Genomic DNA, 23168 nt, shown 5'->3' with positions numbered 1-23168 from the left:
GTTAGTCGCGCGTTTCGGTGCGGCGTTCCTGCAGCACGATGGGCGCCGCGTTGGCCGGATACAGGCCCTGGTGGCCGTCGAAGCCGGCGCGGATGGCGGCCAGGTCGGCCTCCTGGTCGCCGGTCAGGAACACATGGTCGACCAGGCCCAGCGTCTTGTTCGGATAGTCGATATACACCAGCACCAGCGGCACCTTGGCCTCCAGCGCCAGATGGTAGAAGCCGCTCTTCCAGTTAGGGCGATAGCCGCGCGTGCCTTCCGGCGTGATGCCGACCCAGTACCAGTCGGCCGCGTTCATGCGCTGCGCCTGCAGCTTGATGGTGCCGCTCGGCGTGCCGCGTTCGACCGGCTCGCCGCCCATCGCGCGGAACCATTTGCCCAGCACCGGCAATTTGAACAGCGAATCCTTGGCCAGCCAGCGGAACGGCAGGTTGAGCGCCCACTTGCCGAACAGGCCGATCATGAAATCCCAGTTGGACGTATGGGGATAGATCACGGCGATGCCGCGCGGACCGGGCAGGGTGCGAAACAGCATGCGCCAGCCGAACAGGCCCAGGATGCGCAAGGCCGTGCGCTGGCCCCAGCTCGGCAGGTCCGCCGGCTTCAGTTGAAAATCGCTCATGTAGTTGATCCCGTCGTTATTTTTAACTTATTTTCACTATTGACAGGCTGGCATATCCCTCGTCAAAAAAACTGCGCAGGCATTCTATCTGGACGCCGGGGGCGCGGCAAGCTACTTGTGTTTGCTGAAATTGAAAGATTGAACTTTTTCCACTCATTGCCGTCCAACGGTAATGACGAAAAAGACCATACTCTGCCTGGCACTCGGGAGTCCCGCTTTACCGGACACGCTCAACGCCGCAGTAGAGGGATGGGAAGTATACAGCGCGGTGACGCTGGTCGAGGCGCGCCGCCAGCTGAAGGCGCGTCCCATGCTGGTGGGCGTGCTGCTGGTGGAGGCGCATGACGAGCAGTCGTGCGCCGCGATGGATGGCTTCCTGCATGAGCATTGGGATGTGCACTGGGTGGTGGTGCTGGATGCGCCGGCACTGGAGTCGCCGGCCTGGCGCCAGCTGGTGCACGACCACTGCGGCGACTTTCACACCTGGCCGCTGGATGCCCAGCGGCTGCGCCATACGCTGGGCCACGCGCACGGCCTGGCCGCGCTGCGTCGTCCGCATGCGGGGCGCAGCCCCGCGCAGCAAGAGCCTGCGCTGACGGGACAATCGGCCGCCATCACCAGGCTGAGGCGGCAGATCGTCAAGGTGGCGGGCGCCAGCGCGCCGGTGCTGATCGGCGGCGAAAGCGGCAGCGGCAAGGAGCTGGCGGCGCAGGCTGTGCACGCGCACTCGCCGCGCCGCGATGGCCCGTTCGTGCCCATCAATTGCGGCGCGATCCCGGCCTCGCTGATCCAGTCCGAGCTGTTCGGCTACGAGCGCGGCGCCTTTACCGGCGCCGCGCGCGAGAAGCGCGGGCTGATCGAGACGGCGCAGGGCGGCTCCATTTTTCTCGACGAGATCGGCGATTTGCCGATGGAGCTGCAAGCCAACCTGCTGCGCTTCCTGCAGGAGAAGACCATCTACCGGCTCGGTTCCACCCGCAGCATCGCGGTCGATGTTCGGGTGATCGCGGCCTCGCACGTCAACCTGGCGCAGGCGGTGGCGCGCGGCGCCTTCCGCGAGGACCTGTACTACCGGCTCAACGTGCTGGCGCTGGATGTGCCGCCGCTGCGCGAGCGGCGCGAGGACCTGCTGCTGCTGGCCGAACAATTCTTCCACACGTATTCCAGCGAGCGGGCGCCGCGCGTCAGGGGCTTCAGCGGGCGGGCGGCGCAGGCGATCCGCGACTATGACTGGCCCGGCAATGTGCGCGAGCTGCTCAACCGCGTGCGGCGGGCGATGGTGATGGCCGAGGGACGGCTGATCCTGCCGCACGACCTGGGCCTGAGCGCCGAGCCGGCGTCGCGCATCGCCGCGCCGCTGGACGACGCCCGCATCCGCGCCGAGCGCGACGCCATCGACGCCAGCCTGCAACGGGCCGGCCGCAACATCACGCTGGCCGCGCGCGACCTCGGTGTCTCGCGCATGACGCTCTATCGCCTGCTGGCCAAGCACGGCATCGCGGCGCCGTCGCGTGCCTGTTACACCGCCGCGCCGCCGTCGAAATAGAGGCTGGCGCTGGGGCGGGCGGCGCGGCGTTGCTGTCGCGCTGTCACATCGGTGTGACGCGCAGCGCCAATCAGTGCGTGCCGGCCCCGGTGGCGGATAGCCTGCGGTGTCGAATTGTCCCGTGTTTTCAACGGTTTGCGCGTGCGGCGCCGGTGCTGGCATCAAGTTTGCGAAAGAGGGGAGGGCCGGGAGATCGGTCCCCTGGCACCCATTCAATCAACCGTACAACTTGTTAGGTAGGGAGCAGCTATGAAGAAAACATTGATCAGCGCGGCCATCGCGCTGGCGTTTGGCACAAGTGCAGCATTTGCGCAAACCACTACGCCTCCGACGACGGCAACGACGCAATCCGGCGCCGGCGCCCACGCGAACGACAACGCTTCTGCGATCCAGGACAGCAGCAGCAACAAGAACAACAGCACCGGCGGCGCGGCCGCCAGCCAGATCGGCGCCGTGGCGGCCAACAACGGCGGCACGGCCTCCTCTTCGCTTGCCAATTCGTACAACCAGTCGTCGGCCAACGCCACCAGCACCCTGACTGGCACCGTCAGCAACAACACCGTGCATGACATCGGCAATACTGCCGACAACCACGGCAGCACCACCGGCGGCGCCGGCGGCGCGGGCACCGGCGGTGCGGCCACGGGCGGCGCGGCCGCCGGTACTGGCGGCCTGGGCGGTAACAGCACCGGCGGCAATGGTGCGGCTGGCGGCTTGGGTGGCAACGCCACCAACGGCAGCGCCACCAATGGCTCGCCAACGGTGGGCGCCGTCAGCGGCGGCACCGGCGGTGCGGGCGGCGGCGCCACTAACGCCGCCAGCGGCGCTGGCGGTGCAGGCGGCGCAGGCGGCGCCGGTGGCGCAGGTGGCGGTGGCCAGGCTGCGACCGGCGGTGCCGGCGGCCTGGGTGGCGCCACCGGCGCGGCGACGGGTGGCGCCGGCGGCGGCAATGGCGGTTCGACCGGCGGTAACGGCGGCCTGAGCGGCGCGGCCACCGGCAGCAATGGCGGCAACGGCGGCAATACCGGCAACGCCGGCAGTGCCACCGGCGGCGCCGGCGGCTTGACGGGGGCTGGCGGCGCGGGCGCGGCCGGCGGCGGTGCCGGCAGCGGCTCGGGCGCGGCCCACACCACCGGCACCGGCGGCGGCGCCAGCACCGGGCCGGCATCGTCGGCCAACACCACCGGCGTGCCGAGCGGCTCCGAAACCACGGCCACGCCCCCCCCCAGCCAGACCTCGACCGGCAGCAGCGGCGCAGGTACGGGCGGGGCCGGCACCTCGGGTAATGCGACCAGCAGCACCGGCACCGCCACCGGCGGCGCAGGCGGCGCCGGCGCGGCAGGCGGCGCCAGTGGTGCAGGCGCGTCCGGCACCGGCGGCAGCAACACGGCGGGCAATGGCGCGGCAGGCGGCGCAGCCACCAGCGGCGCCGGCGGCGCCGGCGCGGGCGTGACGCAAACCGGCGGCGCCGGCGCGAGCGCCACCACGGGCGGCGGCGGCACGGGCGGCGCCGGTGGCGCGGCCACCAGCACCGGTGCGGCGGGCGGCGCGGGTGCGGCCGGCGGCAACGGCGGCAATAGCGGCGCGGCCAGCAACACGGGCGGCAATGGCGCGGCAGGCGGCGCGGCCACCGGCGGCACGGCCAGCAACGGCAATCCCACCAACGGCAGTTCGACCGGCGGCGCCGGCGGCGCCGGTGGCGCGGGTGGCGGCGGCAACACCGGTGGTGCGGGCGGCAGTGGCGGCACCATCACCGGCGGCGCGGCCACCGGTGGCGCCGGCTCGGGTGCCGCGGGCGGCGCCGGCGGCGACATCTCGGTGAATGCGGGCACGTTCAATATGTCCAACACCATGAGCAATGTCGGCCAGTCGGCGGCCGGCATCATGGTCACGGCGCAGAACAGCGGCATCTCTTCGCTGGTGCAGCAGAGCGTCAACGTCCAGGCCAACCTGGCGGTCGGCAAGTAAGGCGCAGCGGGATGCGGGCGCGGCGGTACGGCGCGCGCACCCCGCCATCTACAGGGGGTACGGTATGCAGATACCAGTCATCAGTTTTTGTACGGCGCTGGCGCTGGCAGCACAGGTGGCGGCGGCGCCGGTGATACCACCGCTGGCGGAGCCGGTCGCGCAATCCCGCCCGGCGTTGCTGCCGGACGCCATTGTCATCACGGCGGCCGATCCCGCCGGCTTTGACGGCTCCTCGGTGCCGGCCGCCAAACTGGCCGGCAAGCGCGCGGGCGCGGATGCGGTCAACAACGACATGCAGTTGAATGGCGCCGTCAACGGCAACACGGCGGTCAATGTCTACACCGGCGCCAACGCCATCAGCAGCGGTTCGTTCAGCAACGCTTCCGGCCTGCCGGTGGCGATACAGAACTCCGGCGCCAATGTGCTGATCCAGAACGCCACCATCATCAACATCCAAATGAAATGAAAAACCTGGCACGCATCATAGTACTGGCCGCCATCGCGTGCGGCCAGGCCGGCGCGGTGGACTTGCCCGCCGTGGCGGGCGGCAGTTATGCGCTGCACGTCACCAGCCTGAAGGAGGCGCGCTTCCGCTCGACCGTGCGCCAGCAATTCGACTTCAGTTGCGGCTCGGCGGCGGTGGCGACGCTGCTCAGCTACCACTACGATACGCCGGTCAGCGAACGGCAGGTGTTCGACGCCATGTACGCGCACGGCGACCAGCAGAAGATACAGCGCGAGGGCTTTTCGCTGCTGGACATGAAGCGCTACCTGGCCACGCTGGGCTTTATCGCAGACGGCTACCAGCAACCGCTGCACAAGCTGGCCGAGGCGGCGTTTCCGGCCATTGTGCGGATCCGTGAAAACGGTTATGAACATTTCGTCGTCATCAAGGGCATGGACGAGGGCCGGGTGTTGCTGGGCGATCCGGCCGGCGGCACGCGCGCCGTGCGGCGCGCCGATTTCGAGGCGCTCTGGCAAGACCAGTTGCTGTTCGTGATACACAACTGGCAGGGCAAGCCGCACTTCAACCAGGCGGCGGAGTGGCGCGTCGCGCCGCGCGCGCCGCTGGGCGAGGGCATCAGCCGCGCCAGCCTGACCGACATCACCCTGCCCAAGAACGGCAGCGGCAATTACTGAACGGAGGCGCGCATGCGCACTAGCATCCTGACCGTGCTGCTGGCCTGCGGGGCGGTGGCACACGCCGGCGATATGCCGGACCCGACCGACGGCTGGACCGCCGTCGATGATGCGCGGCTGGAACAGGCGCGCGGCGGCTACGACCTGGGCAACGGGCTGGTGGTCTCGCTAGGTGTCGAACGTTTGGTTTCGATCAATGGCAGTGTTGTAGCGAATAGTCGTTTTGCGATCGCCGATGTGACAAAGTTGAGCGCTGCGGAAGCACAGATGGCCAGCGATGCGCTGGCCAATGTGGTGGTGCAGAACGGCGCCGGCAATGCGGTCGATCCGCTGCCGGCCGCGGCGGGACTGGGCGCCTTGCTGATACAGAACAGCATCAACGACCAGGCCATCCGCAGCCAGACCACGATCAGCACCAGCGTCAGCAATCTGGCGTTGCTCAAGGCCGTCAACTTTGAAACCATGTTGCGCGATGCCCTGAGCGGTGCGGTGGGACCGAAATGAACACAACTCAGGAGGGCAGCGATGCGAGGTGCAAGATGGCAGGGCGGCGCGGTGGCGCTGTGGGCGCTGGCGGCGTGCGCGGCGGCGCAGGCGCAGGGCGGCGGGACGCCGCCGCCGGGCGGCGATGGGCAGCCGCCGGCGGTGGCGCCCTTGTTCGAGCAGCCCGGCGTGTTGACGCCGCGCGGCAAGCTGGTGTTTGAGCCGTCGGCGCAGTTCGGCTACTCGTCGAGCAACCGGGTGGTGCTGGTCGGCTACACCATCATTCCGGCCTTGCTGATCGGCCTGGTCGATGTGCGCGAGGTCAAGCGCAACACGCTGACCGGCGCCGTCAGCCTGCGCTACGGCCTGACCAATCGTACCGAGCTGGAGGTGAAGCTGCCGTATGTCTACCGTTCCGATTCCACCGTCAGCCGCGAGATCTTCACCGGCACCGGCGTCGACAATGTGTTCGAAACCAGCGGCAAGGGCGTGGGCGACGCCGAGCTGGCGCTGCGCTACCAGCTCAACCAGGGGGCGCCGGACCGGCCGTATTACGTGGCCGGGCTGCGCGTCAAATCGCGCACCGGCACCGATCCCTTCAGCGTGGTCACCGATTGCAGCAAGCGCTGCGTGGGCCCCAACGCCACCGGCACCGGCCTGCCGCTGGACTTGCCGACCGGCTCGGGCTTTTACGCGGTGCAGCCCAGCGTGACTTGGCTGTACGCCAGCGATCCGGCCATCCTGTTCGGCAGCGTCAACTACCTGTACAACTTCAAGCGCAGCAACGTCAACCGCAAGGTCTTGAACGGCGACTGGGAGCCGCTGGGCACGGTGGCGCCGGGCGATGTGGTGGGCTTTAATTTCGGCGTCGGCCTGGCGCTGAACGACAAGGCGCTGATCAGCTTTGGCTACGACCACAGCTCGATCGCGCGCACGCGCCAGAACGGCGCGCCGGTGCCGGGCTCGGTGCGCACCCAGCTGGGCACGCTGCTGATGGGCTTGTCGTTCCGGCTCAACGACAAGCGCACCATCAACGTCTCGGTCGGCGCCGGGCTGACGCGCGACACGCCGGACGTGCAACTATCGTTCCGCATGCCGATGACGTTCTAGCCGAGTTACCAACAATTTGATTTTGCGGTATCGTAGCGTCTCTTGATAGTCAACATAATAAGGACGCCATGACCACGACCACCTTGACCCGATCCGCCGCCGTGCTGGCGGTGGCTGCCGCCTGTTCGATGGCGCAGGCCGCTGCGCCGATGGCCAAGTTCCAGGCGCCGGGCTTCTACCGCGCCACGCTGGGCGATTTCGAGGTCACCGTGCTCAACGACGGCAGCATCGATTTGCCGGTCGACCAGTTGCTCAAGCAGCCGCCGGCCAAGACCAATGCGGCGCTGGCCAAGTCGTTCCTGAAGAGTCCGGTGGAAACCTCGGTCAACGCCTTCCTGATCAACACCGGCAGCAAGCTGGTGCTGATCGACGCCGGCGCCGCCAGCCTGTTCGGCCCGACGGCCGGCAAGCTGCTGGCCAACTTCAAGGCCTCGGGCTACAAGCCGGAGCAGGTCGACGAGATCTACATCAGCCACATGCACGGCGACCACGTCGGCGGGCTGGCGGCCAACGAGCAGCGGGTGTTTCCGAACGCGGTGGTGCGGGCTGGCAAGCTGGACGCGGACTACTACCTGAACCAGAGCAACCTGGACAAGGCGACCGGCGAAGAGAAGGAAGACTTCCAGGGCGCGATGATGTCGCTCAATCCCTACGTCAAGGCGGGCAAGTTCCAGCCCATCATCGCCAACAGCGAGCTGGTGCCGGGCATCAAATCGTATTTCAACGGCGGGCATACGCCGGGCCACATCACCTATGTGGTCGAGAGCGCGGGGCAGAAGCTGGTGTTGCTGGGGGATTTGCTGCACGTGCAGGCGGTGCAGTTTGAAAATCCTGGCGTCGGTGTCAATTTCGACAGCGACAGCAAGGTGGCCATCGCCGAGCGCAAGGAAGCGTTCGCGGCGGCGGCCAAGGGCGGCTACCTGATCGGCGCGTCGCACCTGTCGTTCCCGGCGCTGGGCCATGTGCGTGCCAACGGCAAGGGTTATGACTTCGTGCCGGTGAACTACTCGCTGCCGCGATAAAAAAATGGGGGGCAATTTGCCCCCCAGGTATTACGCCAGCGCCGGGTAGTCGGTGTAGCCTTCTTCCGCAGGGGCATAGAAGGTTTCTGCTTTCCACTCGTTCAGCGGTGCGTCCAGTTGCAGGCGGCGCGGCAGGTCCGGGTTGGCGATGAAGGCCTTGCCGAAGGCGATGGCGTCGGCGGTGCCGGCGTCCAGCACTTGCTGCGCGGTCTGCTTGTCCATCTTTTCATTGGCGATGTACACGCCGCCGAATTCCTTCTTCAGCAACGGCCCCAGGCTGTCTTCTCCCACCGCTTCGCGCGCGCAGATGAAGGCGATCTTGCGCTTGCCCAGCTCGCGCGCCACGTAGCCGAAGGTGGCGGCTGGGTTGGAGTCGCCCATGTCGTGCGCGTCGCGGCGCGGCGCCAGGTGCATGCCGACGCGGCCGGCGCCCCAGACGGCGATGCAGGCGTCGGTCACTTCCAGCATCAGGCGGGCGCGGTTTTCAATCGAACCGCCGTAGTTGTCGCTGCGCTGGTTGGTTTTGTCCTGCAGGAACTGGTCGAGCAGATAGCCGTTGGCGCCGTGGATTTCCACGCCGTCGAAACCGGCCTTCTTGGCGTTTTCCGCGCCCAGCTTGTAGGCGGCGACGATGCCTGCCAACTCCTCGGTGTCGAGCGCGCGCGGCACCGGATAGGCGCGCTGCGGACGCAGCAGGCTGACGTGGCCGTCGGCGGCGATGGCGCTGGCCGACACCGGCGCGTCGCCGTTCAGGAAGCTCGGGTCCGACACGCGGCCCACATGCCACAGCTGCGCGAAGATCACGCCGCCGGCTTGATGCACGGCCTCGGTCACCAGCTTCCAGCCTTCGACCTGCTCATCGGACCACAAGCCCGGCGTGTCGGCATAGCCCACGCCCTGCGGCGTGACGGCGGTCGCTTCGCTCAGGATCAGGCCGGCGCTGGCGCGCTGCACATAGTACTTGGCCATCAGTGCGTTCGGCACGCGGGCGCCGCCGATGGCGCGGGCGCGGGTCAGTGGCGCCATGACGATGCGGTTTTTCAGGGTGATGTCGCCGATGGTGAGCGGGTCGAAAAGATTTGCCATGATGAGTTTCCTATAGTGTCATTTGATCGATGAAGGCCTGGATGGTCGCTTCGTCGCGTTTAAAATAATTCCATTGCCCCACGCGGTGCGACGTGATCAGGCCCGCCTTGAGCAGCGTGGCCAGATGCGCCGATACCGTCGATTGCGACAATGCACAACGCCGGTCGATGAGGCCGGCGCACACCCCCAGGCTCAGCGGATGCTGCTGCTCTGAGAAATACACCTCGGGCTCCTTCAACCACGCCAGGATCTGGCGTCGCATCGGGTTGGCGAGGGCTTTGTGGATAGCGTCTATGTCCATTTGCATGTAACGATATATGGATCGTCTTTTTCCGATTTCAATATCGGAATCTTACGATATAAAAGAAAAACGTGCTGGCGGCCAGAAAATCATTTATGTTATGGGAACATTGTTCGAAGTTTAATGAGGGCCGTATGTCGAGTCATTACCTGGATGTGGCCATCGGGCTGTCCTACACCTTCCTGGCCGTGAGCCTGCTGTGCAGTGCCACGCGCGAAGCGATCGCCTCGCTGTTCCAGACCCGCGCCAAGGTGCTGCTGGACGGCGTGCTGACCATGCTGCACGAGCCGGCCGGCAAGTCCCGCCTGCGCGGCATCGTCCCGTCGATCAAGCGCTTCCTGCGCATGGACAACGGTTTCAATCTGGCCAAGCTGGGACCGCATTCGCTGTCGGCCGCCGTCATGACCCATCCGCTGATCACCGGACTGGCGCAGCAGGGCCGCATGCCGTCCTACATCCCGTCGGCGATCTTCGCGCGGGCGTTTGTGTCGACCTTGACGGCAAAATATGGCAAGGGGCAAACGGCGGCGCTGTTGCTGGCCAACGTAGGCAATGATGGCCTGAGCCGCACGCTGCTGGCGCTGATGGGCGAAGGCCCGGACGACCTGGCCGCGCTGGAAAGCGCCGTGCGCATCTGGTACGACACGGTGATGGACCGCATCACCGGCTGGTACAAGCGGCGTTCGCAGCTGGTACTGTTTTGCGTCGGCCTGTTCTATGCGGGGGCGATGAATATCGATGCGCTGCAACTGAGCCAGCGACTGTGGAGCGACAACGCTGCGGCGGCAACGCTGGCGCAGCAGGGCGCCGACGCCATGGCGGCCGGCCGCATGAAGCCGGTCGCAGCCGCACCGGCCGGCACGCCGGCTGCCACGCCGATGAGCCAGGTGGTCGAAGCGAAAAAAGACTGGCAAGCGGTGCAGGCGCTGCCGATAGGCTGGCCGTCGCCGAGGTTTGACGCCGCCGGCGGCAAAGGCGTGGGCGCCTTCATGGCGGCGCTGGCGTTCGCGCTGATAGGCTGGATCATCACGGCCTTCGCCTCGTCGCTGGGCGCGCCGTTCTGGTTCGACGGCATCGGCTGGCTGCTGGCCCTGCGCGGCAGCGGCGCCAAGCCGGCGGCCGAGCCGGCGCCGGTGGTGGTCGAGACCATCACCTTGCCGAGCCTGAATGGTGCCAAGCCTGCCGGCAGCTAAGACGTCAGGCGAAGTGCAATGCCAGCGCGATCAGCGCCGGCAGGGTCTGGATCAGCAGGATCGAACGCTTGACCGTGATACCGCCCCATACGCCGGCCACCGCCACGCAGGCCAGGCCGAACACCGTGAAGGCCGAGCCGATGGCCGGATTCGGATGCACAAAGCCGACCACCAGCGCCGCCACCAGGAAGCCGTTGTAGCAACCCTGGTTGGACATCGCCGGCTGGACGATGTCGGCCTTTTCCTGCGTCAGCCCGAACACGCGGCGGCCGCGCGATTGGAACAGCACCGTTTCCAGCAGAACGATGTAGACATGTATCAGCGCCACCAGGCCGGTGACGATCTGCGCCAGTAATTGCATGGATGCTCCTCCTTGTTATTGATGAAGCATTATGGCCTGTGGCGGGCGCGGCGGGAAGCCGCCAGCAGAGATTTGCCGCAGCTGATATAGTTTCCGGCAATTTTGGAGACACTTGATGACCTGGATAATTCTCATCCTGGCCGGCCTGCTGGAAGTGGCGTGGGCGGTCGGACTCAAATACACCGACGGCTTCAGCAAGCCGCTGCCGACGGTCTTGACACTGGGCGCCATGGCCGGCAGCGTCGCCTTGCTGGGCCTGGCGCTGCGCACTCTGCCGCTGGGCACCGCCTACGCCATCTGGACCGGCATCGGCACCGTCGGCACGGTGATCTTCGGCATCGTCGTGCTCAACGAGCCGGCCAGCGCGCTGCGCGTCGGCTGCATCGCCATGATCATCGGCGGCATCGTCGGCCTGAAGCTGTCGACCGTCTGATCAGAAGCCGGGATTGGCGCGCGTGAGGTAATACCATTCGCTGTTGGCGCCGGCCGCGGCGTCGGGGAACAGGATGCGGCCGTCGAACTCGGCCAGCACCGGCGTGCCGTCGGCGCGCGTGCCGATCAATTCGCCTTGCCGCACCGGATCGAAGCTGGACCAGGCGCGGCTGAAGCTGTCGCCGGCGTGCTGCTTGTCGTAGACCGCGACCATGCTGAGCGCTTCCATCGCCTCGTCGGCGATGGGCTGCGGCGACGGCGCATCGATCAGGCCGAGGAAGGCGAGGGTGTTGACGATGGCGCGATAGCCGACCTCGGGCGCTTGCGGATCGGCGTGCTGGCCACATTCGAGCGTCAGCGCATAGCCGCCGGTGCTGCGCATGTATTCGGTGGTGCCCATGCCGTAACGCAGCACGGTTTCCAGCTGGCTGTCGTCACGCAGGCGACGCTGCACGCCGGCGCCGTAGGTGCGCAGCCAACCGTCGACAAAGCGCCGCACGCCGAGCCGGCGCGCCATCGCGCGCTCCTGCTGCTCGTGCTTGAACGGCTCCAGCGGACCGTCGTTGTTGCGCGGCCCGACCATGACGAAGGGCTCGCTGGCGGCATTGAACGAGTGCAGGTCCAGCAGCACGTCATGCTGCGCCAGCAGCGGGCACAGCCAGTTGGCGACGCGGTCTTCGAAGTCTTGCGGGTTCGGATTGGGGAACAGGTTGCGGTTCAGGTTGCGTTCGCCGGAGCGCTCGCCCTTGGCGTAGGCCAGCGGATTGGCGACCGGGACGAAGGTGACGCTGCCCTTGCGTATCGTCAGCGCGCCGCTGTCGAGTTGCTGCATCACGCGCGTGATGGCCTTGGTGCCGCAGGTTTCGTTGCCGTGCACGGCGCCGGTGACGATCAGCCGCGTGCCGGGGTGTTGGCCGCTGTACTGGTGGGATTTGAATTGCAGTGCATCGATGGCGGTCATGCGCAGTGGTCCGGCTGGTCAAAAACAGAGTGTATCGCAAGCGCCGCCAAGTCGCCGTGCGTGCAGGCCTGGCGGCGAGGGCCGATCAGGACTGCGGATCGTTTTCCACTTGCGGATCGTGCATGAACTCGATACCGTCGGCATCTTTGAAGTTGAGCATGAAGCTGATGGTGACCTTGGACGAGTTGGCATCGCTGAAGGTCATCTGCTTGCCGCTGATGCTGACGCTGGCCGCGCTTAACTGATCGTTCCCCAACGTCATGACGGTCATGCCGGTGAAGACGATGCCCTGGCCGTCGTCATCGTAGATCTGGTAGTTGATGACCGTGTCCTTTTGCGTCACATAGGGCATCTCCGGGGCGGTGTGGACGTCATATTTGCCTGGAACGAGGCCTGCTTTGACTTTCACCATGACGTTAATGAACGGTGTAGAGGCGTGGATTTTGCTCATGAGTTCGCTTTCTTGGCTTGGTGGGTAGAGAGGTATTGCAGATAGGTGGCGTCGCGATACGGCATCGCGTCCAATTGCTTCTTGATGTGACCTACTTGCTCGCTTTGATCCATGCAGGCGTGGGCCTTCACCCATGGCACCAGCAGATGGAAATCGGAACTGTCGTTGACCAGCGGACGCAGCAGCGTGCGCACGGCGTCGCAGTGACTCGCTGCGGAGGCGTCGGCGCGCAGTGCGGCGAGTTCGGCGTTAAGCAATAGCGCATCGCTGAGCGTGGTGAGTATCAGCTGGTCGGCTGGCACGGCGGCGTGTAGCTGCTGCAATTTATCCAGCGACGGTTGCAGTTCTTTTGCAGCGGCATCCGCTTTGCGCTGCGCGATCAGCATGCCAACCTTGCGCTGCTGCACGATCGCCATCATCGCCTGCAAGTTCAGCCGCTTCGGTTCGAGGCTGCTGAGCTCGGCGAAATGTCCCTGCAATTGATCGAGTCGCGCCAGCGTCTGGGCGGGCGGTTGTGGCTGGGTGTCGGTATCGAGCACGCGCAGTTGGGCGATGTACAGGTTGCGCTGCCAGTTGCGGTTGCTCGGATCCTTCTCGACGATGGTTTGCAGCAGCGCTTGCGCTTGCCGGGCATCGTCGTAGGCGCCGGCCAGTTGCCCGCGCGCCTGTTTCAGGTCCGATTGGTGCGACCACGTCGCCGCCAGTTTGTTGACCCACGAGACTTCCTTGGGATAGGTTTCGTGCAGGGTTTGTAGCAGCGTCAGGGCCCGCGCGTACAGCGTTTCGGCCTGCGCCAGCTTACCTTGCTGCATCTGGGCGCTGGCCAGCCAGGACAAGCTGTCGGCCAGATCGGCGGTGATCTGTTTGTCCTTGGGTTTTTGTGCATAGGCGCGGCTCTTCAGATCCACCGACAGCGCAAATTCGCTGGCGGCGTTGGCGATGGCGCCACGCCGCAGGGCCACGGTGCCCAGGCTGTTGTGGGCGAACGATTGCTCGATCCAACTATCGACGTCGGCCGGCGCTGCTGCTGCCAACTGGTCGCTGTGGTCGCGGTACTCACGGAAGTAACGCTCGGCCTGGTCCCATTCTTTCTGGTCAAGGTGGATCTGCCCCAGCCAGAAGGCGTTTTCGCCGGCGCTCTTGCGCAGCGCCAGATCCGCAGGATGGGCCAGCAATTGCCGCTGCAAGATGCTGCGGCCGGCCAGCAATGCGTCGTTGGCGCCTGTCGGGTCGGCGCGCGCGATCCTGACTTCGGAAATCAGTTGCAGCGACTTGGCGCGTTGTGCTTGTGCGGTATCGCCATCGTCGCTACGCGCCGGATCGGACAAGTATTTCAGTGCGCGGTTGCTGACGCTGTCGAGCAGGTCCAGCTTGCCCAGTGGGCGCAGTTTGTCGGCGAAGTCGCCCAGCATGTAGCCCATCAACTCCTCGGCCTCGGTGCGGTGCTGCTCGGCCGCTTGCTGCGCCGAGCGCGCCATCAGGAACAGGCCGCCGGCCAGCAGCGCTAGTCCGGCCATGACGATGGTGATCGTCAACCGCAACCGTTCGCCGCGCCGCACGCCTTGCAGCGAGGCCTGGACAAAGGCTTGCTCCTGCGGCGTAAAGCTGAAACCGCTAGTCCTGAGCAGCTGGCGCGCCTGATTCGCCTGGGTGCCGGACGGCAGCAGCATATCGGGCTTGCGGCCGCTGTCTTGCCAGCGTTTGGCTTGCGCGCTGATGCGGCTGCGCACCTGCAAGGCCTGGCGATGTTCCTCGATCCACGCCACCACGCGCGGCCAGCGCCGCAGCAGCGCTTCGTGCGCGATGCAGAACGCCGGCGCGCCGCCATGCAGATCGCTGACAAACAGATGGGCATCGACCAGCGCCTGCACCAGCGCATGATCGGCCTCGTTGCGCAGCGCCGACCATGGCACGCGGCGCGAGGTGACGGTCGATTCATCCTCGGCCACCAGCACCAGTTGCGACAGCACATGCGGCAACGCCGCGATCTGCGCGCTGCCCAGCGCCGAGATGACTTGCTCCGCGCGTGCGCCGATCGCGCCTTCCAGCCCGCCCAGCGCGTGGAAGCTGGCGTGGCTCAACTCGCCATCTGGACTGCGCAGGCGGTACAGCTCTTGCAGGCAGTATTGCAGCAGCGGCAGCGTATCCGGGCCGGCCTTGGCGGCGTCGATTAGCACCTGGTCCAGCGATTCGCCGGTGGCGGCATCGACCGTGTAGCGCAGCTGCGCCACCTGCACCGGATGGCGGATGATCTGGGCGATGTCGGCCGCGCCGGGCGGCGCCAGGTCGAAATGGCCGCCGCGCAGCTTCATGCTCATCAGCGCCGGGTAGGCCGTCAGGTGAGGGTAGAAGTCGTTGCGGCAGGCCAGCACTAACAAGATGCAGCCGGAGCGCGCCAGCTGGTCGAGCACGTGGATGAACACGGCCCGTTCCTGCTCGCCGACATGCGGCAGCCGGAAGATGGCTTCGAAACGGTCGATGAACAGCATCAGCCGGATCGCCGGCAGCTGCGCTTGCAGCTGGGCGATCAGGCCCGGCAGGTCCTGCGCCAGGCGCTGGGCCAAGGTCGCAGCACTGATATTTTCAAACAGCAGGCGGTCGTCCAGTTCGGCATCGAGCAGCACGCTGGCCAGCGTGTCGAGCAGGCCGGCCTGGCCCATGTCGGCGCAGTCCAGTTGCAGATGGCTGGCGATCGCCAGGCCGGACTCGGCCGGCGCAGCGCCCGCTTTCAGGGCCGGGATCAGGCCGGCTTGCACCAGCGAGGTCTTGCCGGCGCCGGACGGTCCCAGCACCAGCACCATCGCACAGGCGGCCTGCACCTGGCTGACCACCACCTGCACCAGTTGATCGACGCCGAGCTTGCGGCCGAAGAAGATCGCGGCGTGCTGTTCTTCGAACGCTTCCAGGCCGCGGAACGGCGATGCGTGCAGCCAGCTGCCGTTGCTGACGTCGTCGTCGTAGCTCAACTCGGCCAGCAGGCGATAGCCGCGCTTGCGGATGGTTTCGATATAGCGCGGTTCGACCGCTGAATCGTCGAGCGCCCGGCGCAGCTGGGTGATGATTTTATGGATCGCATTGTCGCTGGGCGAGACGTCTCCCCAGCACGCATCGAGCAAGGTTTCGGCCGAGACCACTACATGCGGATGTTTGCACAAGTGCAATAAAACATCCATGGCGCGCGGCTCCAGTTGGCGGTTCAGCTCGCCGAAACTGAGTGTATTAGTGGCGGGATCGACCCGCCACTGCCCGAAACGAAAGCTTTTGTGGTTCACACGGACCTTCTTTGTTCAGAAATAAAGGCTTTGTAATCAATGGTTTGGACTTCGGAAGGTTTTCGGAAGGCCAAATTTGGACTGAATGACTACAGTTGTTTCATATCTACATCTTTTGCAAATACTAACATTAACACGGGGAAACCACATCCCCCATCTACCGGAGATGTCATGATTGTTTTGACTGGCCTGAAAGCGCCATTTGAATTGACGCAGCACGCGATTGCCATCAAGCAACAAGGGATCGATTTCGCGATCCGTTATTACAGCCACCAGGCGGGCAAGAGCCTGTCGCTGGCCGAGGCCCGTTCGCTGACCGACGCCAGCATCCAGATCGGCGCGCTGTGGCAGGCCGGCGGCGACCACCTGAACTATTTCAGCCGGGCGCAAGGTTGCGCGGACGGCGCTGCCGCTTATTTGATGGCGCAGCAGGTCATCACGCAGCCGTCCGGCTCGGCGATCTACTTTGCGGTGGACTTCAATCCGTCGATGGAGACCATCGCCGGCCCGGTCAGCGCGTATTTCGATGGCGTCAACCAGGCGTTCCGCGCGGCCGGGCCGGGGGAGCCCAAGTATCAGGTTGGCGTGTATGGTTCCGGCGCCTGCTGCGAGGAGATGTTGCTCCGGGGGCTGGCGGGGTTGAGCTGGTTGTCGCCGTCGCCGGAATACCACGGCTCGCGCGACTATGTCGGCTTCAACCTCAAGCAGCTGGCCGCCGCCAGCCTGCCGGTCGATGACGGCAAACACATCAGCGTCGACCTGACGCGCACCAACGACGGCTATCCGGCGGGCCTGTTCTGGGTGCTGTGATGCAGACGATACAGTTCACCGAAGCCGTCACACTGAAGACAGTCAAGCCGGCCAAGACGATTTTTCTTAACAATACGGGGCAGGATGTGGTGCTGAAGTTCGTGACGGCGCCGGACATGCTGCTGTCGGCCTACACCATCAGCAACAGCGTCAGCGCGGCGATCGACAGCATCCGGCTCGGCACCATCGATTACTACTCCGGCCACAGCCACAACTTCGCGATCGCGGCCGGCAGCACGGCGGTGCTGAGCGTGGCCGACAAGGTCCTCAATATGGTGATCTCGCCCTGATTTGTTAAGATGCGGGCATGAATCCATCTTTGCAGGGCCGTAATTCCGGCCTCGACACCTTGCGCACGCTGGCCATCTTGCTGGTGTTTGCCAACCATTACATGCTGTTTGTCAGCGGTAGCTCGACCTTTGGCTGGTTCAGCGAAATCGGTTGGACGGGTGTCGACCTGTTTTTCGCGCTCAGCGGCTATTTGATCGGCAACCAGATCCTCGGCGGCATCCGCCGTTCGCTGCAGTCCGAGAACGGCGAGCGCTTTTCGCTGGCGCGCTTTTATGCGCGCCGCCTGCTGCGCACCCTGCCGAATTTTTACTTCGTGCTGGCGCTGTACGCCTTGTGGCCGACTTTTCGGGGCACCAGCGTGCTGCCTCCGCTGTGGAAGTTCCTGACTTTTACCCAAAATATCCAGCTGATGCCGGGCACGGCTTTTTCGCACGCATGGTCGCTGTGCGTCGAGGAGCAGTTTTATTTCCTGTTGCCGGCCGTGGCGCTGGCGATCGCGGCTTGCCGCAAGCCGCTGCTGCTGGCCTGGCTGGCGGTGATCGGCACGCTGCTGGCCGGCATGGCTATCCGCAGCCATCTGTGGACCCAGTATGTCGGACCGGAGGAGCAGGGCGGTTTTCATTACTACACGTTGATTTATTACTCGTCGCTGTGCCGCTTCGATGAGCTGGTGGCCGGCGTCGCGCTGGCGCTGCTGAAAAACCATCACGCCGGCGCCTGGGCTCGGCTGACCTCGCGCGGCAACTGGGCCTTGGCGGCCGGCGCGGCGCTGCTGGCGCTGACCTGGTCGCTTTTCATCGAAGACCACTACAGCTATACGATGACGGTGATCGGCTATCCGATGTTGGGCCTGAGTTTTACGCTGCTGTTGATTGCGGCCTTGAGTCCCGGCTCGCTGCTGCAAAGGCTGCGGGTGCCGGGTGCGGCCAGCATCGCGCTATGGTCGTATGCGATCTACCTGACGCACAAGACGCTGTGCGTGCTGCTGCGCGCACCGCTCCAGACCGAAGGCTGGAGGGCAAACAGCTGGCAGGCCATTGTGTTGATGAGTGCGGCCAGCCTGTTGGCCGGATGGTTGTTGCATCTGCTGGTGGAGACGCCGTTCATGAAACTGCGCGACCGCTACGTGCCGGGCAATTTCTCCCGGACGGTCGCTCCGGCTGGCGCCGTCGCTCAATAGGCGCCCCCGTTTTTGGTCGTCCTAAGTGACGAACGCGAAACAACGACACTATGGATTCGCCAAACAAGCTTTGATGAAAATCAAACCAGAATCTGGCTCCTCCGCACTGCATGATGCGGGATCAGCGCTAAGCCCAATTTTTGCCATCTTCATATCTCGCAAATAATAGACATCCTTTTCTGGCGGAAAAGTAAATTTATCAAGATCTCGTGGCGCTCTGACATCACCAAGAAGCATCCTCTTACCTTCTTTTTTCAACCGCTGAGCACCGACTGGTTCAAAGGGGAATACAGGTGAGTAATCAGAACTGGCTGGACTTCCTCCATCTATGAGGAGATCTACGGACGCGCTTTTTACGACTCCTTGAACAGCATATTGCTCCAGAAACTTATTCGGCGCTCCACTTCTAAAAAGGCACCCACAGACACGTGTTCCTGTTTGAAATAGGTGATATGTATATTGCACCGGGTACTTCTTATTTCCCAAATCGAAAAATCCACGGTACTCCCAAACCCCGGAGAAATTTTCAGTTGCTACACCTTTGGAGATATTTTCCTGAGCGAAAGAGTTAAAACACAAAGAAAATAAAAATAAAAATGAAATTGGCTTGATAAAGGAATACATACCAAAAATAAGTGACGTTAAAAATCCAGGTGATAGCGGATACCCGTTCGAACGGTGGCATCTGGCCGAACTCGGCCGACGGGAGGCGCAGGATAGCAGCTTGCTAGTCTACCGAACTCACAATTTTTCACGTCAATGTGAAGCCGTCCCAAAAGTGCCTGGTTACTCTCTACCTTCGAAGCTCAGGTTTCCATCAAGGTCAACGCTATAGTGGCCAAGCGGGGTTCCGAACGAATAGCAAACTTCGTAGTTCTTTCCGATGGCACTGCAATGGATGACGAGTGAGTACCTGTTTTCGAAATTGAGACGCAGATCAAAAGCAGGGCTGGAATAAGTCACTCCTGTAATTCGTTGTTGACAGATGGATTGGCTGCCTACCACCATTGGGCCATCGTTGGCATTTGGCATATGGCTGCCTGCTATGACTTTCGATTCGGAGTCAATGCGCCATGGGCACCAGATCAACATTGAATAGGCACAGTCGTATCGCCGCACCAGTTCACTCAAATGAGGATTGTTCACAGGCTTCTGTTTAGGTGTCCGGGCACCAATATTAAGTCCAAGAACAGACCCTGAGCCTTCACCGCAAACGACACCCCAACATTCTTCGCCACTCAGAGTTGAAAGGTCGCGCAGAAATGCATCTCGTAAGGACATACTGAGTACCAAGTTAGTTATCAATGTGTTGCATCGAGGGGTTGAATCCGCAGCCGATCTCGGCCGGTGCCCACGGAGGATAACATCTTGCTCATTCGAAAAATACGCGAAATCTCACAACCTTGAATACGCCACATCTGGCTGTGCTGCGTGAGAACGAGTGGCGGCGCTTTACGTGAGTGGGCGGCGGTGACCTACGTGAGCTGGTGGCTACAACCTATGCGAATAGGTGGTGGCCTGAGGGGAGCGAGCTTCCTTTAGTTCAGCTCGATCACATCGAACGGCGACTGCATCGAACCCAGGAATACCATGACGCTGCGCGCGCGCTCGGCCATGTCGTCGTGGCGGGTGGCGGCGATGGCGGCGCGCAGGCCGGGGACCACTTCGGTAATGTGCGGGCTGTCGTAGGCAGCCACCAGCAGCGCCGCCAATTCGCTGGCGCGGCCGCGGTTGTTGCGCATCCGTTCCTCCAGCATCGCCAGCAGCGCGCGTTGCATGCGCGGCGTCGGGTTGGTGATGTAGCCGAACACCAGCGGCGTATTGCCGATCGCTTCGCACAGGCGGCTCTCGATCTGGTCCGGCTTGACGTCGGAAGCGATGTCGAAATAGGCGCCATTCCAGCGCGTCCGTTCATACGGATGGCCGGGAGGGAAGGAGTCGGCTGTCTCAAAGCCGAGAACGTGGCTCAGGTAACGCAGCCATTTGAGAATAGTGGGCATCATGCCGGCATTTTATCCTGAGTCGGGACGCTCTACCGGGCCGGGTGTAAAATCGTCCAACATCGACAACGTGCCTGGAGCCTCCTATGCTCGACCGCTTTGCTTTGCTTATCGTCGGGGTTGTTTGCGCGGTGCTGGCTTCAGTCAGTTGGCGCTACGCAGGCACATGGGCGCTGGACGCCTTCGCCATTGCCGCGCTGGTCGCATATGCCATTGGGAACTTCCGGCAGCGACGTAAATTGCGCGTCGAAGGGATTGAACGTGCAAGGATCGATGGCCTCAAACGCTTGATGCGCGGCTTGCTCGCCATGCGTGACAATCGCAAGGAAACTCCTCCGGCGCCGTAGCGTAGGAATAAGGCAGCCGCCGGACAGTGTATCTGTCCGGCGGCTGTTGCTACTGTTAGGCGTGTGCTTCCTCGCCCAGCTTGCCGGCGCGGAAATCTTCAACGGCGGCGAAGATCTCGGCCTGCGTGTTCATCACGAACGGACCATATTGCGCGATCGGCTCGTTCAACGGCTGGCCGGCCACCAAGATCAGACGGCTGGCTTCCGCCGCCCGCACCGTCACGCCATCGGCGCCTGCTGTGTTCGCCAGGATCGCCATCCGGCCCGACGCCACCGCCTTGTCGCCGACACTCACCTCACCGCGATACGTGAAGATGAAAGCGTTGTGACCTTCCGGCAGCGCCTGGCTGAAGCTGGCCCCGGCCGGCACATGGATGTCGAGATAAATCGGCTCCGTCACCTCACGCTGCACCGCGCCAGCCACGCCGTGGCTGCTGCCGGCGATGACTTTCACCGCCACGCCATCGGCCGTGGTAAAGGCCGGCACGTCGGCGCCATTGAAATCGCGATACCACGGCGCTTGCATCTTGTCCTTGGCGGGCAAGTTCAGCCACAGCTGGAAGCCTTCCATCACGCCTTCTTCCTGCTCCGGCATTTCCGAGTGGATCACGCCGCGGCCCGCGGTCATCCATTGCACGCCGCCGTTGGTCAGCAAGCCTTCGTTGCCGGCGCTGTCCTTGTGACGCATGCGGCCTTCCAGCATGTAAGTCACGGTTTCAAAGCCGCGGTGCGGATGGCTGGGGAAGCCGGCGATGTAGTCGTTGGCCTGGTCGCTGCCGAAATTATCCAGCATCAAAAACGGATCCAGTCGACGCTGCAAGGGCTGGGTCAGGACGCGATTGATCTTGACGCCTGCGCCGTCCATCACGGCCTGGCCGCTGATAACGCGCTCTACGCTGCGAGGGGTGTTTACTTGATCGGTCATGACTATGCTCCTTGGTTTGTTGAGTTGCTTTACACCAGTACTGCGTTGATCTCTGCTTCTGCCGCCGCCTGTGCCTTGGCCACCGCTTCGGGACCCATGCCCAGGCCTTCGGCGAAGATGTATTGCACATCGCTCAGGCCCACGAAGTTCAGGAACATCTTGATGTGGGCCAGCTGCGTGTCGGTCGGGCCATCGCGGTGCATGCCGCCACGCGACAGCGCTACATACACTTTTTTACCGCTCAGCAGGCCGACCGGGCCGGTCGGGCCGTACTTGAAGGTCACACCGGCGCGGGCAATCGCGTCGAACCAGCTTTTCAGCTGCGCGGTGATGCCGAAGTTGTAGGTCGGCGCACCGATGACGATCACGTCGGCAGCTTGCACCTGGGCGATCAGCGCATCGTCCAGCGCCACGCGGGCGGCCTGGGCTTCGGTACGTTGGTCGGCCGGCGTGAACAGGGCTTGCAGGGTCGGCTCGTCAATGACCGGATGCGGATCGGCTGCCAGGTCGCGGCGCAGCAGCGTTGCGGCTGGATTGGCGGCGCGGACCTTGGCGACGATGGCGTCGGCCAGGCGGGTGGATTCGGAACCGGTGCTGCGGGCGCTGGAGTTGATTTGCAAGATGTTCATGGTGTTGCTCCTGTTGTCTGGTTTGTGCTGCGATGTAGTCACTTTAATCGTTTCATATTCGTTCCGGAAGCCGTTAAAATGGATAACATTAATCCATTGATGGAACAATGAAGGAGTAAATGCGTGGAAATCGACCCTGGCGACCTGCTGTTATTCGCCCGCATTGTCGAATGCGGCAGCTTCAGCCTGGCGGCGCAGCGGGTGCAACTGCCGAAATCGACGGTGTCGCGCCGGATTTCGCTGCTGGAGGCGCATCTGGGCGAACGCCTGCTCCAGCGCACCACGCGCAAGCTGGTGCTGACTGAATTCGGCGCCAGCCTGCTGGAGCACGCGCGCCGCGTGGCCGATGAAACCGAGCAGGCCGGCGCGCTGGCGCAGCACCGGCAAGGCGCGCCCAGCGGCCTGCTGCGGATCTCGATGCCGGCCGACTTCGCCAACGTGGCGATGGGTGCGATGATGACGCGCTTCATGAACCAGTACCCGGCCATCGCGCTGGAGCTGGACTTGTCGCCGCGCCGGGTCGACCTGGTGGCGGAAAATTTCGACCTGGCCATCCGCATGGGCAACCTGCCGGACGACGCCTCGCTGGCCGCGCGCCGCGTCACTTTGAGCAAGATCGCCCTGTACGCCTCGCCGCTGTACACCTCGCTGCGCGGTCTGCCCGAACACCCCGACGACCTGTTCAAGCACGACTTGCTCAGCCTGCCGCCACGGGTGAATGGGCTGATACGCTGGAAGCTCTTGCGCGGCAAGACGGAATGGGAGCGCGAGTTGCCGGTGCGGCTGCTGGCCAACTCGCCGGAACTGCTGGTGCGCATGGCTGCCACGGGCGTGGGTATTGCCGCCTCGACCGAGCTGATCGCGCGCGAGCATTTGCAAACGGGGGCGTTGGTGAGGGTGTTGCCGGAGTGGTCATTCCCGATCGTCACCGGGTGGGCGGTCTTCCCCGGCCGCCGGCTGATGCCGGCCAAGACCAGGGTGTTCCTCGACATGCTGGAGGCCGCCTTCGAGGAAGGCAGGCCGGTCGGAGTGTAGGGC

The 23168-nt window shown here is 64.2% G+C and carries 26 protein-coding genes; 14 read left to right on the top strand and 12 right to left on the bottom strand.

The window, feature by feature from the left end:
- Window position 1: 1 nt before the first annotated feature.
- A complete protein-coding gene (locus D0T21_RS10100; protein ID WP_116989960.1) occupies window positions 2-622 on the bottom strand; it encodes a 1-acyl-sn-glycerol-3-phosphate acyltransferase in 621 nt (206 codons plus the stop codon).
- 172 nt (window positions 623-794) lie between these two features.
- Between D0T21_RS10100 and D0T21_RS10095 the strand changes: the two genes are divergently transcribed.
- From D0T21_RS10095 to D0T21_RS10065, 7 genes are all read left to right on the top strand, one after another.
- Window positions 795-2168 (top strand): sigma-54 dependent transcriptional regulator, encoded by a 1374-nt coding sequence (locus D0T21_RS10095; RefSeq protein WP_199538457.1) that lies wholly within the window; start codon window positions 795-797, stop codon window positions 2166-2168.
- 249 nt (window positions 2169-2417) lie between these two features.
- Complete coding sequence (locus D0T21_RS10090) at window positions 2418-4136, top strand: hypothetical protein (protein WP_116989962.1); 1719 nt, start codon at window positions 2418-2420, stop codon at window positions 4134-4136.
- 64 nt (window positions 4137-4200) lie between these two features.
- Window positions 4201-4602: a hypothetical protein gene (locus tag D0T21_RS10085; protein ID WP_116989963.1), complete on the top strand. Its 402-nt coding sequence runs from the start codon at window positions 4201-4203 to the stop codon at window positions 4600-4602.
- Window positions 4599-5276: a C39 family peptidase gene (locus D0T21_RS10080; protein ID WP_116989964.1), complete on the top strand. Its 678-nt coding sequence runs from the start codon at window positions 4599-4601 to the stop codon at window positions 5274-5276. Before D0T21_RS10085 ends, D0T21_RS10080 begins: the two co-directional genes overlap by 4 nt.
- Before the next feature lie 12 nt (window positions 5277-5288).
- The gene (locus D0T21_RS10075; RefSeq protein ID WP_116989965.1) at window positions 5289-5780 is read left to right on the top strand and encodes a hypothetical protein; all 492 of its coding nucleotides are present in this window, start codon (window positions 5289-5291) and stop codon (window positions 5778-5780) included.
- 21 nt (window positions 5781-5801) lie between these two features.
- Complete coding sequence (locus D0T21_RS10070) at window positions 5802-6869, top strand: acetate kinase (RefSeq protein ID WP_116989966.1); 1068 nt, start codon at window positions 5802-5804, stop codon at window positions 6867-6869.
- A gap of 68 nt (window positions 6870-6937) precedes the next feature.
- The gene (locus D0T21_RS10065; protein WP_116989967.1) at window positions 6938-7891 is read left to right on the top strand and encodes an MBL fold metallo-hydrolase; all 954 of its coding nucleotides are present in this window, start codon (window positions 6938-6940) and stop codon (window positions 7889-7891) included.
- A gap of 30 nt (window positions 7892-7921) precedes the next feature.
- On the opposite strand, the gene D0T21_RS10060 is transcribed toward D0T21_RS10065, so the two are convergent.
- Window positions 7922-8977, bottom strand: a complete 1056-nt coding sequence (locus tag D0T21_RS10060) for an alkene reductase (protein ID WP_116989968.1) — start codon at window positions 8975-8977, stop codon at window positions 7922-7924.
- Window positions 8978-8987: 10 nt separating this feature from the next.
- Window positions 8988-9284 (bottom strand): helix-turn-helix transcriptional regulator, encoded by a 297-nt coding sequence (locus D0T21_RS10055; RefSeq protein ID WP_116989969.1) that lies wholly within the window; start codon window positions 9282-9284, stop codon window positions 8988-8990.
- Window positions 9285-9412: 128 nt separating this feature from the next.
- Here D0T21_RS10055 and D0T21_RS10050 point away from each other — a divergent pair, with 128 nt between their 5' ends.
- Window positions 9413-10471 (top strand): hypothetical protein, encoded by a 1059-nt coding sequence (locus tag D0T21_RS10050; RefSeq protein ID WP_116989970.1) that lies wholly within the window; start codon window positions 9413-9415, stop codon window positions 10469-10471.
- A gap of 4 nt (window positions 10472-10475) precedes the next feature.
- Here D0T21_RS10050 and D0T21_RS10045 read toward each other — a convergent pair whose 3' ends face one another.
- Complete coding sequence (locus D0T21_RS10045; RefSeq protein WP_116989971.1) at window positions 10476-10832, bottom strand: DUF1304 domain-containing protein; 357 nt, start codon at window positions 10830-10832, stop codon at window positions 10476-10478.
- Window positions 10833-10947: 115 nt separating this feature from the next.
- Between D0T21_RS10045 and sugE the strand changes: the two genes are divergently transcribed.
- Window positions 10948-11265, top strand: coding sequence for a quaternary ammonium compound efflux SMR transporter SugE (sugE, locus tag D0T21_RS10040; protein WP_116989972.1), 318 nt, complete (start codon window positions 10948-10950; stop codon window positions 11263-11265).
- Here sugE and D0T21_RS10035 read toward each other — a convergent pair whose 3' ends face one another.
- From D0T21_RS10035 to D0T21_RS10025, 3 genes are all read right to left on the bottom strand, one after another.
- Window positions 11266-12225: a succinylglutamate desuccinylase/aspartoacylase family protein gene (locus D0T21_RS10035; RefSeq protein WP_116989973.1), complete on the bottom strand. Its 960-nt coding sequence runs from the start codon at window positions 12223-12225 to the stop codon at window positions 11266-11268.
- 85 nt (window positions 12226-12310) lie between these two features.
- The gene (locus D0T21_RS10030) at window positions 12311-12676 is read right to left on the bottom strand and encodes a hypothetical protein (RefSeq protein WP_147328083.1); all 366 of its coding nucleotides are present in this window, start codon (window positions 12674-12676) and stop codon (window positions 12311-12313) included.
- On the bottom strand, window positions 12673-15948 hold the full coding sequence (locus D0T21_RS10025; protein ID WP_116989975.1) for a winged helix-turn-helix domain-containing protein: 3276 nt from the start codon (window positions 15946-15948) through the stop codon (window positions 12673-12675). The genes D0T21_RS10030 and D0T21_RS10025 overlap by 4 nt, the downstream gene beginning before the upstream one ends.
- Before the next feature lie 171 nt (window positions 15949-16119).
- On the opposite strand from D0T21_RS10025, the gene D0T21_RS10020 reads away from it, so the two are divergent.
- From D0T21_RS10020 to D0T21_RS10010, 3 genes are read left to right on the top strand one after another with little or no spacing between them, the layout of a single operon-like run.
- Window positions 16120-16758 carry a DUF1906 domain-containing protein gene (locus tag D0T21_RS10020; protein ID WP_116989976.1) on the top strand — a complete coding sequence of 213 codons (639 nt, stop codon included), beginning with the start codon at window positions 16120-16122 and terminating at the stop codon, window positions 16756-16758.
- Window positions 16758-17048: a hypothetical protein gene (locus D0T21_RS10015; protein ID WP_116989977.1), complete on the top strand. Its 291-nt coding sequence runs from the start codon at window positions 16758-16760 to the stop codon at window positions 17046-17048. The genes D0T21_RS10020 and D0T21_RS10015 overlap by 1 nt, the downstream gene beginning before the upstream one ends.
- A gap of 17 nt (window positions 17049-17065) precedes the next feature.
- Entirely contained in the window at window positions 17066-18229 is a 1164-nt protein-coding gene (locus D0T21_RS10010; protein ID WP_116989978.1) for an acyltransferase, read from the top strand.
- A 48-nt stretch (window positions 18230-18277) separates the two neighbouring features.
- Here D0T21_RS10010 and D0T21_RS31660 read toward each other — a convergent pair whose 3' ends face one another.
- The 3 genes from D0T21_RS31660 to D0T21_RS10005 all read right to left on the bottom strand — a co-directional run bounded on the left by D0T21_RS31660 (window position 18278) and on the right by D0T21_RS10005 (window position 20232).
- Window positions 18278-18853 carry a hypothetical protein gene (locus D0T21_RS31660; RefSeq protein WP_147328082.1) on the bottom strand — a complete coding sequence of 192 codons (576 nt, stop codon included), beginning with the start codon at window positions 18851-18853 and terminating at the stop codon, window positions 18278-18280.
- A gap of 162 nt (window positions 18854-19015) precedes the next feature.
- The gene (locus D0T21_RS31655) at window positions 19016-19510 is read right to left on the bottom strand and encodes a hypothetical protein (RefSeq protein WP_147328081.1); all 495 of its coding nucleotides are present in this window, start codon (window positions 19508-19510) and stop codon (window positions 19016-19018) included.
- 257 nt (window positions 19511-19767) lie between these two features.
- Entirely contained in the window at window positions 19768-20232 is a 465-nt protein-coding gene (locus D0T21_RS10005; RefSeq protein ID WP_116989979.1) for a hypothetical protein, read from the bottom strand.
- An 83-nt stretch (window positions 20233-20315) separates the two neighbouring features.
- On the opposite strand from D0T21_RS10005, the gene D0T21_RS10000 reads away from it, so the two are divergent.
- On the top strand, window positions 20316-20576 hold the full coding sequence (locus D0T21_RS10000) for a hypothetical protein (RefSeq protein WP_116989980.1): 261 nt from the start codon (window positions 20316-20318) through the stop codon (window positions 20574-20576).
- A 55-nt stretch (window positions 20577-20631) separates the two neighbouring features.
- Here D0T21_RS10000 and D0T21_RS09995 read toward each other — a convergent pair whose 3' ends face one another.
- Together D0T21_RS09995 and D0T21_RS09990 are read right to left on the bottom strand one after the other, a co-directional pair.
- A complete protein-coding gene (locus D0T21_RS09995; RefSeq protein ID WP_116989981.1) occupies window positions 20632-21501 on the bottom strand; it encodes a pirin family protein in 870 nt (289 codons plus the stop codon).
- 29 nt (window positions 21502-21530) lie between these two features.
- The gene (locus D0T21_RS09990; protein ID WP_116989982.1) at window positions 21531-22130 is read right to left on the bottom strand and encodes an FMN-dependent NADH-azoreductase; all 600 of its coding nucleotides are present in this window, start codon (window positions 22128-22130) and stop codon (window positions 21531-21533) included.
- A gap of 123 nt (window positions 22131-22253) precedes the next feature.
- Here D0T21_RS09990 and D0T21_RS09985 point away from each other — a divergent pair, with 123 nt between their 5' ends.
- The gene (locus D0T21_RS09985) at window positions 22254-23165 is read left to right on the top strand and encodes a LysR family transcriptional regulator (protein WP_116989983.1); all 912 of its coding nucleotides are present in this window, start codon (window positions 22254-22256) and stop codon (window positions 23163-23165) included.
- Window positions 23166-23168: the final 3 nt, after the last annotated feature.

Source organism: Duganella sp. BJB476 (assembly GCF_003416895.1).
In the GTDB taxonomy this organism is placed as follows: domain Bacteria; phylum Pseudomonadota; class Gammaproteobacteria; order Burkholderiales; family Burkholderiaceae_D; genus Rugamonas.
Note: the sequence above shows the minus strand (reverse complement) of the source record. Positions and strands in the feature narration are given on the sequence as shown.